The sequence below is a fragment of the Streptomyces sp. CA-135486 genome, assembly GCF_050936555.1.
GTDB lineage: Bacteria > Actinomycetota > Actinomycetes > Streptomycetales > Streptomycetaceae > Streptomyces.
In genome coordinates, this window is the sequence record NZ_JBNJMM010000001.1 from 3,834,289 (window position 1) to 3,850,385 (window position 16,097).

Below are 16,097 nucleotides of genomic sequence, written 5' to 3' on the forward strand. Positions count from 1 at the left end.
CCTCAGGTGTTGCCTGTGTTTCGCCTTCAACCGGGGCAGGCAGGGTCCTGTTGACCGCGAGCTGCTTGAGACCAGGTGTCGTGCTCAGTCCGTCGGGATGGCCGGCGGGGACTCGCGCGTCACGTGAGGTCCCCCGCCTCCGTGGTGTAGTCGTCAGCAGCCGCGTCGGACCCGCCTCGGTGAACCCCTCGGCCGCCCCTCGTGGCCAGGCGTACGGCCACCTCGCACAGGCTGCGCTCGGCGGTGTGCGCGATGGCCCTGCCAATACGTCAGGGTCGTTGGCACTGCTGCCGAGGACGACAAGTTGGGCTACCTGTTCCTCGCAGACACGACCACCATGACCGATTCAGAGCACTCGCTCCTGGCCGTCGATCTGTACGACGAACCCGGCCGGAGCTTCCGGGTTCCGCCCCGCCGGTACGCCGGGATCTCCGTCAATCTGACCATCGCCAACGTGGACTTCGACGACTTCGACGACTTCGCCGATGCCGCAGAGGAATCAGGCACGTACCGCGGCTTCGGTGAGGACTGACGTCCTCTCACGGCCTGGATCAGCGTTCAGACGTCATTTCAACACCCGCGAGTCGAGCCCGGCAGAGCGCTTGTGAAGGGCAGACATCTTGCGGCTGGAGCGCCATAGGGTCGGCATCGGCGTTTGAAGGTTCCTTCAAAAACCTTTCGCGTTACCGCCGCCTCTGATTGCATGGCAGCTAGACCTCTACCCCATCTGCTGTTCCCGCGCATGTGTGCCTGGCACTTGCGTTCGGAGTGACCGGGAAACTCCGAACGCGCCCAGATCGTTGGGAAATCTGAATACGCCGGTGGAGTTCAGGCGCACACTTGGGATATTCAGTGCTTCGAGCGCCGTGATACCGACTCGTCAGTAACTGCCCGTCACGCCTTAAGGTATGAACAGCTTACAGAAGTAAATCACTCGAGGCGGTTTTGTTCGGGTCGCCGGCGGGCGGCAGGTGCCCCCCGTGCCCTTCATCACGCCGCGACAAGGCGCCAGTTGTGCCCCAGTAAACCTTGAAGGCGGGCTGGGTTGCTCACGGCTGTGCGTTCCTTCATTCCGGGTCCCGGCCCGATCCATTCCGGGCACTGGTGTGGTGCTTTGCCATGCCGTCCCAGCATTCGGAGGTGTGACATGAGCGGTGGGGCTGCGGTAACCCGAGGGGGCTCAGGAGCGAGCGAACGGGATGTAGTGGTTACTGGTATGGGGTTCTGTCTGCCGGGTGAGGACCGGCCCGTTTTCACCGCGGAGGAAGTCTGGGACATCGCTTCGCAGGGGCGTTCGTGTCTCTTGCGTGACGGCGTCTATCACGGCCCGGTGCACCTGTTGGATGAAATGTTCGAGGAACGTCTGCCTGAATTTCCGGGGGTCTTCGCCCGGCACTTCACCGCTGCGCATCGGTTCGGGCTGGTCTCATTGGCGGAGGCGTGCGCGGATGCCGAGTTGAACCTGCATGCGGGGGACCTGGCAGCCGCGGCAATTCTGGCCGGGCGGGGCGGGGTGGATGCCCAAATCGCCAGCTACCAGGCGGTGCTCCGGGCCGACCCTGAAACGATCAGCGCCCTGGAGGCGATGGATCTCTTCATCGGCACCGAATTGGCTGTTTCTCCTTCGGATGTCGCCCTGGTGCAGGGGGCGGTGACCCGTTCCACCGGTCCTTGCTACACGGTGTCCTGCGGTTGTGCGTCGTCGGCCGTCCAGCTCGGGAATGCCCGTTACCTGATTGTCGATGGCGTCGTGGACATCGCGGTGGTGACCGGCGTCGATGTTTTCAATGTCGGCCTGGTCCGGAAAGCGCAACGGCTGTTGCGTGTCGCTCAGCAAGCGAACGCGTCCATCCGATCGGTCGGCAAGCCCGCGCTCCTGCCGTCATTCGACCGCCTCATGCGACCGTATGACCGGCGTGCGGACAGCGTGAACTACGGCGAGGGATCTGCGACATTGATCCTGGAAAGCCGGGACCACGCACGTCGGCGTGGCGCTCACGCATACGGCCAGATTCTCGCACAGGCCACGACCCGTGACGGGCTCGCCAACCCACTGGCGAGTGACGAGAGTGGAACGGGACTCGTGAACGCCGTCCGTGCATGCCTGGGGGAGCGGTGGTCCATTGAGCAGGTGCCCTACATCCACGGCGGCAGCGACGGCGACGCCGTCGTCACCGCTTTTGAGGTCAATGCGGTCAGACGCCTGTACGGCTCGGCCGCGGCCGGGGTTCTCATGACGTCCCAGGAAGGCTGTTTCGGTCACAACGGAGCCCCTGCGGGATGCCTCGGAGTGGCGCTGACCCTGCTCATGATGGAGCGTGGCGAGGTATGTCCTACGGCGAATTGTGAGCAGCCGGCCGACGGTCTCGTATTCGATCCGGTCCCCGGTGTGCGGACCCGTTCCCTCGACTTCCACCATGCGCTGAATTTCACCTACCAGATCGGCGGCGTGAAGAGCGCTGTCCTGCTGGGAAGCCTGGACGCCGGTCCCCGGCGCTGAGAGTCCGAGCGCGTACAACCATCCACAGTCTGTTTCGATCCGGGCCCGTCCGACAAACGGGAGGGGGAGGTATCCCATGATCCAGCGTGAGTACCCTGCGAGCGGAGAGGACGAGCGTATCGCCGTTGTCGGACTTGGGTGCCGGCTTCCCGGTGATGTCGATTCCGCTGCCTCGCTGTGGCGATTGCTGGCTGAGGGGCTGGATGCCGTCGGGGACCCTCCCGCCGGTCGTGAGGCATCAGGCGGTCATCACAACAGCGTCGGTTCTGGGAATCCGATGGCTCGACAGGGCGGCTATCTGCGGGACGTGTCGGGCTTCGACGCGGATTTCTTCGGAGTCTCCGGTCGCGAGGCGGACGTGCTCGACCCGCAGCACCGGCTGCTGCTGGAGGTCGCCTGGGAGGCACTGGAACACGCGGGGCTGCCACCCGATCGGCTGGCCGGCAGCTCGACAGGGATGTACCTGGGCATCAGCTACAACGACTTCTACGAGGGTCTCGCCGGGCAGCCGCTGGAGCTGGAGGGCTCGCTTCTGACGAACGGTCACTGCGTCGCCGCGGGCCGTATCTCCTATCTCCTGGGGCTGCACGGTCCGTGTGTCGCATTGGACACGGCGTGTTCCTCATCGCTCGTGGCATTCCACCTGGCCTGCAGGGCGCTGGAGTCCGGTGAGTGCGACCTCGCCCTGGCCGGCGGTGTCACGCTCATCCTCGGCGCCCGGACAATGAGGTCTTTCGCCCGGATGGGAATGCTGTCGCCGACGGGACGCTGCCACACGTTCGACGCCGCGGCGGACGGCTTCGTCCGCGGCGAGGGATGCGGTGTCGTCGTGCTTAAACGCCTGGCCGATGCCCTGCGGGACGGTGACCGGGTACTCGCCGTGGTACGCGGCTCGGCGGTGAATCAGGACGGTCGGTCCGACGGGCTGGCCGCCCCCTCGGGGGCGGCCCAACAGGCCCTGTTCCGGGAGGCACTGGAACGTGCCGGGACCGACCCGCGGGACGTGGGGATGATCGAGACGCACGGCACGGGCACGCCGGTCGGGGATCCGATCGAGTTCTCAAGCCTGGCGCAGGTCTACGGCGCGGGCCGTGACCGGTGCGCGCTCGGATCGCTCAAGACGAATCTGGGACATCTCGAACCAGCCTCCGGAATCAGCGGCTTGATCAAAGCCGTGCTGTGTCTTCAGCGCGGACTTGTACCGCCGAATCTGCATTTCACGGAGTGGAACCCGGCTATCGAGCCGGAAGGAACCCGCTTCTTCGTGCCCACCCGGTTGACCGAGTGGCCCACTCGCTCGTGCCCCCGGCTCGCGGCGGTCTCGTCGTTCGGGTATTCCGGTACCAATGCCCACGTCGTCCTCGAGCAGGCACCTGCTGCCGTCCCCAGCCACCCGCCTGCCCCGCGCCGGCCGGAGTGCGCGACACCGGAGGTCTTTCTCGTGCCCGGGGGGTCCGCCGGGGTGCTCCCGTTGGCGGCGCAACGGCTCGCCGACTGGATCGAGGGAGATGGATCGCGTGTGCCGCTGCGCGACGTCGCCCACACACTCGCGCTGAGGCGCGCGCCGGGCCGTGGCCGCCTCGGTGTGGTGGCCGCCTCCCGTCACGACCTGGTGGACGCCTTGAGGTCCTTCGCGGCCGGAGTGGCCCGCCCGGGCCTTGTCTCCGGCGCGGTGGCCGCCGGAGTTTCCCGGCGCCCGGTGTGGGTGTTCTCCGGGCAGGGCTCGCAGTGGCCGGGCATGGGACGCGCCCTGCTGGACGAGGAACCGGCCTTCGCGGAGGCCATGACCGAGGTCGATGCACTGATCAGGTCCGAGGCGGGGTTCTCCGTACTCGACCTGGTGTACACCCGGGTGCCGGTGACTGAATGCTCGCGCGTGCAGCCCTTGCTGTTCGCGCTGCAGATCTCGCTTGCCGCTCTGTGGCGGGCGCATGGGGTCGAACCGGCCGCGGTCGTGGGCCATTCCATGGGTGAGGTCGCGGCTGCCGTCGTGGCCGGAGCGCTGACTCTCGGCGACGGTGTGCGGGTCATCTGCCGCCGGTCCGCGTTGCTGACCCGGATTGCGGGGGACGGCGCCATGGCGACGGTGAGCATGGACCAGGCGGCGGTGGAAGAGGAACTCAACACCGCCGGGGCAACGGGAGCGGTCTCCGTTGCCGTCCTCGCTTCCCCCGGCTCAACCGTCGTCGCCGGTGAGACCCGTGAGGTGGAACGTCTGGTTGCCGCCTGGGATGCGCGGGACATTCCCGCGCACCTGATCGCCGTGGACGTCGCTTCGCACTCTCCCCAGGTGGATCCCTTGCTCTCCGACCTCCGCCATGCCCTGGCGGCCGTGACGCCCGAGCAGCCCCGAGTCCCGTTCTACTCGACAGTTCTGAGTGACCCACGGCGGACTCCCGACTTCGACGCCCTCTACTGGTGCGCCAACCTGCGCCACCCCGTCCGGTTCGCCTCCGCGATCGCCGCCGCTGCCGCGGACCGGCACCACGTCTACGTCGAAGTCTCTCCCCACCCAGTCGTCACCCGCTCCGTCACGGACAGCTTGCCCTCTCTCGTCGACAACCCGGTTGTCCTGCCCACCCTGCGCCGTGATGCAGAGGAACTGCTCACATTTCGTGCCCAGTTGGCGGCCCTGCACTGCGTGGGGGTCAATGTCGACTGGTCCAGGCTCTACGCGGACGCGGAGCTCACCGACGTTCCCTCCCTCACCTTCGACCGGCAACGTCATTGGGCGGGTGCCGCCCCGTTTCCGGGCGCGCCTGTGGGCAGGGGCGGCGGGCTGCCCGGCACACACACCGAAGTCCCTGGTGAACAGGTCCGCCACTACTGGCGGGGAGACGCGGGGACCACGGTGGTGCCATGGCTGGCCGACCACCGGGTGCACTCGGATCCGGTATTTCCAGGCGCCGGCTATTGCGCCCTTGCCCTGACCGCGGCCTGCGAGGTGTTCGGTGTGCCTGAGCAGGAAATTGAGGTCACCGACGTCCGGTTCCTCGAGCTCCTGCAGCTGGGTGAGCACACTGAGGTGACCACCAGCGTGACCATGACCGCTCCGGACCGTGCCGAGTGCGAGATCTTCGGTCGCGATGGCGACGGAAACTGGGTTCGGCAGGCCACTGCCGAGCTGCACCACGCCGGCGTACCACCGCTGGCGCCGACGGCGAAGGTGACGGTGCGGTCGGCACAGCACCCCGTCGCCCTCGACCCGGCCTGGCTCTACGCGAGCATGCGCGCCCGCGCCATCGAACACGGACCTGCCTTCACGGGCATCACGAACCTGCGGGTCTCACGCGACGGTGAGAGCACGTGGGCCCGCATCCACCTACCGGCAGCGGCGGCATCGGCGCCGAACGACCTGCGTATTCACCCGGTCCTTATCGATTCCTGCGCGCAAGCGCTGGTGGCGGGGCTGATCCGGGCGCCCGGCCAGGGGCTGGTCCTGCCGGTCGCAGTCAAGGCCGTACGCATCCTTGGCGACCCCACGACAGCCGTGTACTGTCACGCGCGCATCGAAGAGGAGGAGGCCGGCGGCGTCACCGGACACGCCCTTCTGCTGGACCAAGCGGGCAAGCCTGTGCTCACTGTCGACGGCCTGCAGCTCGTATGCCATGGCGCGCCCGGTGTCGACGGTGTCGACGGCTGGTTCTTCGAGACGCGTTGGCGACCGGCTGTACGCCCGAAGACACAGGGGACGGCCCCCAAGGAGAGGTGGCTGGTCATCGGGGAGGCGGATGGTTCCGCCGAGGCTCTGGCGGCCATGCTGCGTGCTACAGCGGCGACCACCGACGTGCTCGACGCCCCGGTTGGCGACGAGCCGCTCGGGTTGCTGAAAGAGAAACTCGTCAACCGTTGGGCCGCCCACCCCGCGCCTCCGAACGCGGTGGTACTGCTCTGCGCGCCACAGGCCGAGGGCGGGGATCCTGCAGCGGATGCACTGCGACGCACCCGGCGGCTGCTCGACATCGTCCAAGCCGTCCTCTCCGGCTGTCCAGAACCTCCTCGCCTGTTCGTGGTCACACGTGGCGCCCAGAGCGTTGAACCCGGAGAGTCGGCCGAGCCCGGTCAGAGCGCACTGCGCGGAGTGGTACGTGTCCTCGCCTATGAGCACCCGGAAGTCCGCGCCACCCTTCTCGACGCCGACCCGGCCGACGCGGCACTGCACGACGTGGCGGCCGAACTGCTGAACGCAGGTCCCGAGGACGAGGTCGCCCTGCGTGGCGGCACCCGCCACCTCGCGCGGCTGGACTACGCCCCACTGACGGAGACCGAGCGCGCCACGGCCACTACACGCACCGTGCATTACGGTACCGACCGCTTCCGGCTCCGAGTCGGCCGATTCGGCGACCTGGGCGCGCTCGAACTCGCTGTGACCAACAGGCCTGCCCCGGGGCCTGTGGAGGTCGAACTCCGTGTCTGTGCCGCAGCCTTGAACTTCCGGGACGTACTCACCGCCATGGGCCTTCTCCCGGCCGACGAGGATGTGAGGCACCGCATCGGCTTCGAGTGCGCGGGGACGGTCACCGCGGTGGGGCCGGATGTCAAGGCCGTCTCCGTGGGCGACCAGGTGCTTGCCGTCGACCTGGGAGGCGGGGCCTTCGGCTCGTTCGTCACTGTGCCCGTCCACGCCGTCGCGCCCGTACCGGCCGGAATCGGACTCACCGCAGCGGCAGGGCTCCCCGCGGCGTATGTCACTGCGTGGTACGCCCTGCGCCACGTGGCGCGGCTCACCGCAGGTGAACGGGTCCTGATTCACTCCGCGACCGGCGGGACCGGTCTCGCCGCCATCGGCGTGGCCCGGATGCTGGGGGCCGTAGTACTGGCCACAGCCGGTAATCCGGAGAAGCGCGGCTATCTGCGCCGTATGGGAATTGAGCACGTCATGGATTCCCGGTCCTTGCAATTCACCGAGCAGACGCGTGCCGTCACTGGGGGCGCGGGCGTCGATGTCGTCCTCAACTCCTTGTCCGGGGCGGCGATCCGCGCCGGGCTCGAAACCTTGCGCCCGTTCGGCCGTTTCGTCGAACTGGGGGTGCGCGACATCCTCTCCGACGCGTCCGTCGGGTTGTCGCCCTTCCGGCACAACATCACCCTCAGCACCGTCGACCTCATCGAGGTACAGCACAGGCGGCCAGAGGTGTTCGCGACCATGCTCCGTGAGGTACTCGGCGAGATCGCTTCGGGACAGCTGAAGCCTCTGCCCCACCAGAGCTTCCCACTGGCCAAAGCCTCGGAGGCGTTCCGCTCGATGGCTGGTGCGAGCCACATCGGCAAGCTGGTCCTGACCGTCCCCGAACGGGGCGAGACCACCGCCGTGATCCCCGAACCCTCGGCCGTGCAGCCGGATGGCGCCTACATCGTCACCGGCGGTCTGCGGGGTGTCGGCCTTGCGACGGCTTGCTGGCTCGCCGAAGAGGGAGCCGGTCACATCGTGCTCAATGGCCGCTCGCCCGGCTCGGAGACCACCGAGCGGACCCTGGAGCAGCTGCGCGCCGGCGGGACCCAAATCACGGTCGCTCTCGGCGACATCGCCGAGCCGGGGACCGCCGAACGCCTCGTGACCGCAGCCACCGCGAACGGCTTGCCCCTGCGCGGCCTCGTACACGCCGCCATGGTCCTCGACGACGCCGCTGTCACCAACATCTCCGAGGAGCAACTCCTACGGGTGTGGCAACCCAAGGCGACCGGCGCGTGGAGACTGCACGAAGCCGCTGCCGTTCACGCCCCCGACTGGTTCGTCGTGTTCTCGTCCATGGCCTCTCTCCTGGGCAATCCCGGCCAGGGCGCCTACGCATCGGCCAACTCCTGGCTCGACGGATTCGCCATGTGGCGGACGAGCCGCGGCATGCCGACTCTCTCCGTGAACTGGGGCCCATGGGGTGAGACAGGAGCTGCCGTCGACTTCGCCGAACGCGGCTACCAGACCATCCCCACGAAAAAGGGACTCCAGGCGCTGAACGCGCTCATCGTCCACCGGCGCACACGCACCGGAGTGATCCCCGGGCATCCAGATACCTGGATTCTCCCGGCGGTCCGGCATTCGTCGCTGTTCAGCCTCCTCGCCGGCGATCGGCCCGAAACCACTGGGCAGAACAACAGCATCGACATTCGGGCTGAGCTGAGCTCCATACCTGCTGGTCTTGCCCGACGCACCGCCCTGGAGGCCTACATCGCCGACCAGATCCGTGCGGTGCTCCGGCTGGGAAACACCACCCTCGACCCGCAGACCCCGTTGAAGTCACTGGGGTTCGACTCGCTGCTGTCTCTGGAACTGCGAACCCGCCTGGACACGGGCCTAGGCATCAAGATCGCCGCCAACTTCATCTATCAGCATCCGACGCTGGCGGCACTTGCCTCAGGTCTCGCCGACCACATGGGCCTCAACCTCCAGGACGGTGCTGGTTCATAAATCCGCAGGCGAGCGGCGCTGACGGCTCCTCCGCCAGGGGCGGCCTTCAAAGCTCTCCCATCCGTGCTCATCCCAATCCATTGGAGGTATGAGCCATGCAGCAATCAAGTCTAGTACTCCTACAGGGAGGCCCGGACGACCTTCCTCAAGTCTGGGCAATGCCCCCCGGAGGGTGTGGAGAGCCAGTCAAGATATTGCGTCACAACGCCTATGAACACTTCGAGTTCACGCACGAGCACCGGACCCTGCACGGTGAAACGATGCCGGTCTACCGCTGGGTCTACCGCACCTACATCGCCGAGTGATCGTAGGCGCTTGGCGCTGCCGCGCGGGCGGGCCCACTTCTGGGCCGTAACCGCAGTGGCGACGCCAGGATGGTGCTCATGGCCAGCGACCCTCCGCAGATCGGCGGCACAACCAGCCCCGCCGCCGGGCTGCGGCAGGGGCCTCTGCGTCGCTGTCTCCTTGAGGCACGACTCTTACAAGGTCAGCCGCCTGAGTCGGGATCTGGCGGCTTGTCTGATGGACGCCGGAACAGGTCCATCAGGCGCTGTTCAGCTTCGGGGCTCAGCCGCCCTGGCGGCTGCGGCATCTGGTCGCGCGGTAGGACGGGCCAGTCGGCTACCGCGGGTCGGCCACCTCCGAGGCTCCACGGTCGGCTCTGTTCGTGAGGCCCATCCGCTCCCGGTCGTACGTGGGGTCCAGGGTGCCGAAGATCCGGTCCCACGTGGTGGTGTAGAAACCCAGATTGACGGCGGGGTTGGCGTGGTGGGCGCCATGAAAGCTCGACAGGGGGAACCAACGGAAGACCTCGAGCCGCCGCAGGCGTGGCGGCCACGGTTCCACACCCAGATGCCCGAGCGTCCCCATGACGAGGTTGATCACCGCATAGCCGACCAAGGCCCAGGCGTGAAGCGGATACAGACACAGCACCACCAGCCATGTGCTGCCGAAGCCGACGACCTCCAAAGGGTGCAGGACGAACAGTGTCGAGGGGCGTGGATCGACCCAGCGGTGGTGCAGCTGGTGAACGAGCGGGTACAGCCGAGGATGATGCGCGGCTGCGTGCCCCAGGTACATGGCCATATCCATGATCAGGATGAATCCGACCAGATCGAGGACCGCCCAGAGATCCGCGCCGGGCCGCAGCACCAGCCAGTCATGCTGCCAGAGCCACCAACCGGCCACCGTAACAGCGGCGTTGAGTATGACGGCTGTCGCGATCAGCGCGGCTTCCAACGGCGACAGCCGCCTGGCCTCGTCACCCGGTCTCCCTTCACCGGCCGCCCACCACCGCAGCAGAACGCCGAGCGCCAAGGCGAGCAGTAGCACCAAGCCGTTCTGGGCCAGCGCCATCGCGGCGGCCTCCTGCCAGGTCAGCTGCTGCGCCCACCTTGCCATCCCCTCCATCGGGGCACCCCCCATTGCGCACGAACCGGTGACGGCAGTGTCCCAGACGACGTGAGTGTGGCCAGGTCCAGCCCTCGCGGTCGGGGGCTGGGCGGACGTCAGTATGCAGTTGCCGCAGCGGACCAGTCCGCTGCGTGCAGAGGCGTAGACCCCATTGCCATGCGACACGACCGCCTGGGAGCTGGGCGCCCGCCGTGATCCCCAGCCCCGGTTGAACTGATTCCCGGGCCACCCCGTGGTGGGTGCCGACAGAGGCCGCACGGCCCTGGACACACCGAGACATGGAGGCATCGTGAGGCCCCTGCATGACCGAGCTGAACGAGTGGACCGGCCGGGTGCCGCCGACTTCGTCAAGTGGCTGATGACTCTCTTGGTGCTGACCCCGCTCGCCCTCACAGCGGTCTGGATGGGCGGAAGCCTGGGCGTCGTGCTGGCCGGCGGGGGATGGAACCCGCCGCCGGTCTCCCTTGCCTCCCTGACCCATCTGCTCGGTGGCGGGACGGCGGCACTGTGGCCCGGCACCCCGACCGGCGCGGTCCTGGCGGGTATTTCGGCCCTGGCCGGCGTCCTGTTCGCGGCGGCCGCCCTGTGCTTCTTCGCGGTGGACGGGGCGGTCGGGGCCATGGCCGCCCGCAGGTCCGCCGCCGACTCCGCTCGCGCGGGAACCCAGCCCCTGGCCCCGGCCCCCGCACGTGGTTCCGAGACCCGGACCGCGGCTCCCTTCGCCTCCTGAGCGTCGCGCGTGTCCGCTACCTCGCACCCCGATGGCGGCGCACCGCCGGCACGGATCGGCGACATCGACGTACTGCGTGGCTTCGCCCTGCTCGGCATCCTGCTCATCAACGCGCAGATCATGGCGGGCCCTTACGCCGGCCTCGGCGGTGGGCCGGCCGCCTCGGCCCTCGACCGTGCCGCCGCTTGGCTCGTGACCGCCTTGGTCGCCACCAAGTTCTATCTGCTCTTCTCGTTCCTCTTCGGCTACAGCTTCACCCTCCAGCAGCGTTCGGCCGAAAGCACCGCGGCCGCCTTTGCGCCGCGGCATCTGCGGCGGTCGGCCGTGCTGTTCCTGCTCGGCCTTGCCCATGCCGCACTGCTTTTCCCGGGCGACATCCTGATGACGTACGCGGCCCTCGGGCTCGTGCTGTTCGCGTTCCGCGAGGTGTCGCCCCGGATTCTGCTGCGTGTCGCGGCAGGTCTTCTGTGCGCGGTCGCCGTCCTGTTCCTCGCCTACGGGCTGCTCCTCGTCACCATGACCGAGCCGATCCGGCCCGAGGCCTTTGCCGCCACGGCATCCGAAACCGTGGCCGCGTACCGAGGCGGCCCCGGCTCGGTGGTCACGGCGAACACGCGGCTGCTGCCCGATGCCCTCGCCGGGGATCTGCTCTTCGCCGCCGACATGTTGGCGGCCTTCCTTGCCGGCCTCGCCGCGGGCAGGTGGCGGGCTCTGGCCGAGCCGGACCGCCACATCGAACGAATGAAGCGGATCATCCGCCGCGGGCTGCCCGTCGGGCTGGCCGGCGGGGTGTTCATGGCGGTGTGCTCCGACGGCCCGCTGGACAGCCGGTGGTTCTACGTCGGCAGGGCAGTGGGGATCATCACCGCGCCCGCCCTCACCGCCGCGTACGCCTGTGCCCTGCTGCTGCTCGTACGGACACGCGCGGGGGGCAGGATCGGTGACGCGCTTGCGCCCTCCGGGCGGATGTCGCTCACCAACTACCTCACACAGTCGCTCGTACTGGCACTGGTCTTCACGGGCTACGGTCTCGGTCTGTACGACCGCGTCGGCACCGCAGTCGTGTTGGCGGGCTGTCTCGTGCTCTACTCCGCCCAACTGGCGCTCAGTGCTCTGCTGCTGCGCCACGCCCGCTACGGGCCCGTGGAATTCCTGCTGCGCCGGGCCACTCGGGGCGGCTGTTGAAAAGTTGAGGGGCCCGTCAGCTTGCTGACGGGCCCCTCATGCGGGATCGAGGTCAGAGCGCCCGCTGTCCTCGCTTACAGGTCGGCTGTGCTGCCGGCGCAATAGCGCTCGGCCGCCGGGCGATCACAGGATGATCCTTTCACAGACCCTGACCGGCGTTGTTCTGCTGCTGGTGCTGGTTACCGGGCTGCTGCGGCGCCGCTGCGTTCTGCGTGACGTTCGGATTCGGCGCCCCCGTCATACCGGGAGCGCCCATGGCCGCCACCTGGGCCAGCATATTGCCCTGCTGTTGCTGTGCCTGCAGCCTTTGCTGTACCTGGCTCGCGAATTCCTGCAGAGGGTAGTTGTCCGCGGCCGTGTACATCTGGAACTGCTGCTGCTGCGCCGGCTCGAGCCTCCAGGGCTTGGTTTCACTCCCCACATGCTCGGCCAGCCCCGTGAGGATCTGGTATTGGGTGGCATCAGCGGGCAAGCCGAGCTGGGTCACATCAACTGCTCCGGCAGTGATGTTCTCACGGTACGCCGGATCGTTGAGATCCGGTTGCGGGTTGGGGTTTTCACGGCCTGTTCCCGTGTAGGTCTCGTAGGTCGTGTTGCGGTACGTGTTGGTGACGACATCGGCTTGAAGGCTCGTCAATTCATACCGGTCGAGGAGTTCCTCCTTGATCTCCCTCGCCAGCGTCTGCTGCGGGGACTCCATCCCTTCCGCATTTCCGCCCGGGACGGCCGGGTAGCCCGCCCCATACCCGCTGTCCTGCTGCCCGGTGTAGGGATTCGATCGGTCCTTCACTCCGATCAGAGCGACATTCGGGTTGTTCTCGTCCCAGAGAACGACGTACCGCTTTGTCCTCGGCGGCATGATGGTGGTCCTTTCTGAAGGTTCCTGTGGAACGCAGTGGTGTCACGCGACCCACCGCGTCGGCCGGGTCAGGCCGGACGGGGTTCGGTCTTGGGCGGCTCCTTCGGCCGGTGGCCGCCCGGTTTGCAGCCCGCGAACGGCCCCGACGGATCGCGTAGCGCGTTCATGACGTGGCCCAGGTAGTCGCGGTGCCAGACCGCCGGGCCCGTCATCCCGGCGCGTGAGTCGGTCAGTTCCTGCCAGGCCATCCACAGGCCGTACAGCTGGGCCACCGCCTCGGGGTGCTCCCACCAGCGCTGACACCAGGGGGCGTTCGACGTGACCTCCCTGGCGTAGACCGGCAGCAGCAGATGGTGGACCCAGACCGTGAGACCCCGCAGGGCCTCCTCGCGCCGGGAGCCCTCCAGGTAGAGGATGAACGGCGCCGACATGCCCTCCTGGTGCGGGTCCTGCTGCTGAGGGGATGCGACCGGTTCGGATGTTCCCGTCGGCTCGATGGCCTCGGCGGCGCTGGTCATGTACGCGTCCGCTCCCGTCTGGTCTGCGTAGTTCTGGTCGGTGTTCTTCTGGTCGGTACTCGTACTACGCACACCGCGACGACGAGGGTTCAGTGCTCGCGGGCGCCGTTCCAGGCAGGCCTTTGAACTGAGCAGGTCCGGTATCCGTCGTGGGCGTGGGAAACGGCTCCATAGCGCAGACGAAAGGGAGTTCAAGGCTTGAAAGCCACACGATCCGGGTCGGCGGCCCGCCGCCCGACTGGGGCGGTGATCCCGAAGACGCACACAATGCTGTCCGTTGAGCTCCTGGGAGCCCGAACGCGTTGTGGTAACAGGCGATGAACCCCCGCACCGTTCGGGTTCGCGCACCACGAGAGGAGCAGCCATGACCACGCCACCGGGCGAAACTCAGCATGCAGCGGTGAACCAAGGAGGACACGGCGCCATCAAGCCGATCGGCGACGGGAGCATCCTTGCGAAGAGCACCCCGCGGGACTCCATCGAGAGCGAGTTCTACGCCAGGATTCGGCAGGGTGAATACCCGCTCATGACGCCCGTTGTGCCCACGTCGTACACGGCGCAGCAGGTGAGGGATTTGCAGCCGCGGCTCACCGCCGAACAGGCGGCGAGCCTGAACGACCAGACACATGTGTACTTCGAGAACATGGCGCAGGGGGACATGAAGAAACTCGACGCGAAGGTCGGGGACAAAACGTCGAGTCGCCGTGAGCTGACGGAGCAGCACGGTATGAGCAGCGCGGCGGCAGCATGGAAGGAGATGAAACTCTCGGTCGTCGACTGGGCCACCAAAAGTGCCGAGCGCGGATGGCGTGTCGTCGGCGGAGACGACGCGCCCGACAGCCGTCTGAAGGCGGGCAGAGAATCCATGGAGACCCTTCGGCAATTCTCCGACGATCCCCAGGTGTGGAAGGAGGTGATCGGCAAGATGGAGGGGATCAGGAACGCCGCTGAGCAGTCCGACCTCGGATTCATTGCGTCAAGCGTCTTCTCCGTTCAAGGGACCCGCGACGGCAACCAGGTTGTGGATGCCAAGCTCATCGACTTCGCTCATGTCATCGATGCCAACCATCCCCTCACGCAGACCACGGACGTGACCGCGGTCGACAGCCGGCAGAACAGTCCCGAGCAGAGCACGAGCACGAGTCGGCCCAACGCGGGGACTGAGGGTGCTACGGCAGGCCGGGAGCCCTCCCAGAAGGCCGTCGATCTGAAGGACAAGTACCGGGACAAGTTCCTTGCGGGCATGGACAATCTCATCAAAGCCGCGGAAACGGTGCGTGCGGAGAAAGAGCAGGCGAATGTCGCCGGTGCGGCGAACATGAGGGGTGTCGGGGCCACCGTCACTGCAGGCACCTCCGCGTCGGCGACGCCCGTCGCGGTCGCCAGTACCTCCAGTCAGCAGGTCGTACCGCGCAGGTGAGCCGGCACGGCCGGTGGCTTACAGGGGGCCCGGCGAGCATGGTGCCGGGCCCCCAACCGCTGTGCGCGCCGCACGCGGGCGCGCGGAACCGTACGGAGCCCGCACCCGTAACTGCCTCCGCGGACATTCACATACACGACAGGAAGGAATGCCGTCATGCCTGCGATCAGTCGGCCGGGAGAACAGCCTGGCAGGAGCGAGGACATCGCCTTGCTCAATCAGGAACTTGTCACACGCGCGAAGCAAGTGATCCTGCAGGACCTCGACGACCTGCAGCGGGCGCCGAACGGCTCGGGTCTGTCTCCGGAGGCCATCGAAGGAGTACGGGACTATGTCACCCGGCTGGACTCACCGTCTGCCGAACCGGGTGTTCGGGCCGTACCATCGCAGATGGGACCCACAGGGAGCCCTCCGCGCTCGGCGCACGAGGAGGCCGCCGCGACACAAGGTCGGTCTGGTGCCGGCCCTGGTGACGGTGCTGGCATGGGCATGGGGCAGGGGCAGGACGACACGTCGTCGCTGGCCGCGATCCAGGAGCTTGTCGCCCGCCTGATCCGGGAGTTCTTCAGAGAGCCCGCGCCACATGCGTCCGAAGAGCGGAATGCGCCCGAGCGCCCGCAGGACAGGTTTGTGGGCCGGTACGAGGACGAATTCGACAGCCATGCCGCAACCATGGCCCAGGCGATGGAGATGGCTCTGTCCGGCAACAGTCTGCTCCGGGAGATGTACGAGCGGGGGCAGCTGGGCAGGACCCGCGAGCTGATCCAGTACGCGGAATCGACCAACCGGGCTCCCACGAGTGCGGAAGGCGTCGGGAACGCTACGAGGAACATGGCCTCGGTCGCACAGATGCGCAGCTTCGATCTCGACGTCGACGAGCCCCTCTACGACCGGCGCTCCACTGGTGGGCGCCCGCCCGCCGGGAACCGTACGGAGCTGGTTGAGGCGGCTGCTCTGAGGAGCCCCGGTGTGCCGGCCAACAGCTCGAGGAGCCAGAATTCTTCGCGGCCGGCGTCCATGCCTGCCGTGCCCCAACGCCAGGACTCGCTCGGCAGGAGCTAGGGGA

10 protein-coding genes and 1 pseudogene are annotated in these 16,097 nt (G+C 67.5%); 8 read left to right on the forward strand and 3 right to left on the reverse strand.

Going from position 1 to position 16,097, the window contains the following annotated elements; genetic code table 11:
• Positions 1-283: 283 nt before the first annotated feature.
• The 4 genes and pseudogenes from ACQEVG_RS17295 to ACQEVG_RS17310 all read left to right on the forward strand — a co-directional run.
• Positions 284-532 (forward strand): annotated as a pseudogene (locus ACQEVG_RS17295) (DUF6924 domain-containing protein); the annotation flags it as partial.
• A gap of 684 nt (positions 533-1,216) precedes the next feature.
• Complete coding sequence (locus tag ACQEVG_RS17300) at positions 1,217-2,500, forward strand: beta-ketoacyl synthase N-terminal-like domain-containing protein (protein WP_432984061.1); 1,284 nt, start codon at positions 1,217-1,219, stop codon at positions 2,498-2,500.
• A 76-nt stretch (positions 2,501-2,576) separates the two neighbouring features.
• Positions 2,577-8,906, forward strand: coding sequence for an SDR family NAD(P)-dependent oxidoreductase (locus tag ACQEVG_RS17305; protein ID WP_432984064.1), 6,330 nt, complete (start codon positions 2,577-2,579; stop codon positions 8,904-8,906).
• 95 nt (positions 8,907-9,001) lie between these two features.
• A complete protein-coding gene (locus ACQEVG_RS17310) occupies positions 9,002-9,211 on the forward strand; it encodes a DUF5988 family protein (protein ID WP_432984067.1) in 210 nt (69 codons plus the stop codon).
• Between the two features lie 316 nt (positions 9,212-9,527).
• Here ACQEVG_RS17310 and ACQEVG_RS17315 read toward each other — a convergent pair whose 3' ends face one another.
• A complete protein-coding gene (locus tag ACQEVG_RS17315; protein WP_432984070.1) occupies positions 9,528-10,262 on the reverse strand; it encodes a sterol desaturase family protein in 735 nt (244 codons plus the stop codon).
• A gap of 346 nt (positions 10,263-10,608) precedes the next feature.
• Here ACQEVG_RS17315 and ACQEVG_RS17320 point away from each other — a divergent pair, with 346 nt between their 5' ends.
• Both ACQEVG_RS17320 and ACQEVG_RS17325 read left to right on the forward strand, forming a co-directional pair.
• Entirely contained in the window at positions 10,609-11,049 is a 441-nt protein-coding gene (locus ACQEVG_RS17320; RefSeq protein ID WP_432984073.1) for a hypothetical protein, read from the forward strand.
• Positions 11,050-11,058: 9 nt separating this feature from the next.
• The gene (locus ACQEVG_RS17325; RefSeq protein ID WP_432984076.1) at positions 11,059-12,234 is read left to right on the forward strand and encodes a DUF418 domain-containing protein; all 1,176 of its coding nucleotides are present in this window, start codon (positions 11,059-11,061) and stop codon (positions 12,232-12,234) included.
• A gap of 139 nt (positions 12,235-12,373) precedes the next feature.
• On the opposite strand, the gene ACQEVG_RS17330 is transcribed toward ACQEVG_RS17325, so the two are convergent.
• Both ACQEVG_RS17330 and ACQEVG_RS17335 read right to left on the reverse strand, forming a co-directional pair.
• Positions 12,374-13,093: an NUDIX domain-containing protein gene (locus ACQEVG_RS17330; RefSeq protein ID WP_432984079.1), complete on the reverse strand. Its 720-nt coding sequence runs from the start codon at positions 13,091-13,093 to the stop codon at positions 12,374-12,376.
• Between the two features lie 68 nt (positions 13,094-13,161).
• Positions 13,162-13,524 carry a DUF4913 domain-containing protein gene (locus tag ACQEVG_RS17335; RefSeq protein WP_432985422.1) on the reverse strand — a complete coding sequence of 121 codons (363 nt, stop codon included), beginning with the start codon at positions 13,522-13,524 and terminating at the stop codon, positions 13,162-13,164.
• A 451-nt stretch (positions 13,525-13,975) separates the two neighbouring features.
• Here ACQEVG_RS17335 and ACQEVG_RS17340 point away from each other — a divergent pair, with 451 nt between their 5' ends.
• Positions 13,976-15,031: an inositol polyphosphate kinase family protein gene (locus ACQEVG_RS17340; RefSeq protein ID WP_432984082.1), complete on the forward strand. Its 1,056-nt coding sequence runs from the start codon at positions 13,976-13,978 to the stop codon at positions 15,029-15,031.
• A 483-nt stretch (positions 15,032-15,514) separates the two neighbouring features.
• Positions 15,515-16,093: a hypothetical protein gene (locus tag ACQEVG_RS17345; RefSeq protein ID WP_432984085.1), complete on the forward strand. Its 579-nt coding sequence runs from the start codon at positions 15,515-15,517 to the stop codon at positions 16,091-16,093.
• The last annotated feature ends 4 nt before the right edge of the window (positions 16,094-16,097 follow it).

Excerpts from the sequence above, each read along its gene's own strand:
- ACQEVG_RS17345 (WP_432984085.1), top strand. The coding sequence starts at position 15,515 with ATGGGCATGGGGCAGGGGCAGGACGACACGTCGTCGCTGGCCGCGATC.
- ACQEVG_RS17330 (WP_432984079.1), bottom strand. The coding sequence starts at position 13,093 with ATGCCGCCGAGGACAAAGCGGTACGTCGTTCTCTGGGACGAGAACAAC.
- ACQEVG_RS17305 (WP_432984064.1), top strand. The coding sequence starts at position 2,577 with ATGATCCAGCGTGAGTACCCTGCGAGCGGAGAGGACGAGCGTATCGCC.
- ACQEVG_RS17310 (WP_432984067.1), top strand. The coding sequence starts at position 9,002 with ATGCAGCAATCAAGTCTAGTACTCCTACAGGGAGGCCCGGACGACCTT.
- ACQEVG_RS17300 (WP_432984061.1), top strand. The coding sequence starts at position 1,217 with ATGGGGTTCTGTCTGCCGGGTGAGGACCGGCCCGTTTTCACCGCGGAG.
- ACQEVG_RS17315 (WP_432984070.1), bottom strand. The coding sequence starts at position 10,262 with ATGGCGCTGGCCCAGAACGGCTTGGTGCTACTGCTCGCCTTGGCGCTC.
- ACQEVG_RS17340 (WP_432984082.1), top strand. The coding sequence starts at position 13,976 with ATGACCACGCCACCGGGCGAAACTCAGCATGCAGCGGTGAACCAAGGA.
- ACQEVG_RS17335 (WP_432985422.1), bottom strand. The coding sequence starts at position 13,524 with ATGTCGGCGCCGTTCATCCTCTACCTGGAGGGCTCCCGGCGCGAGGAG.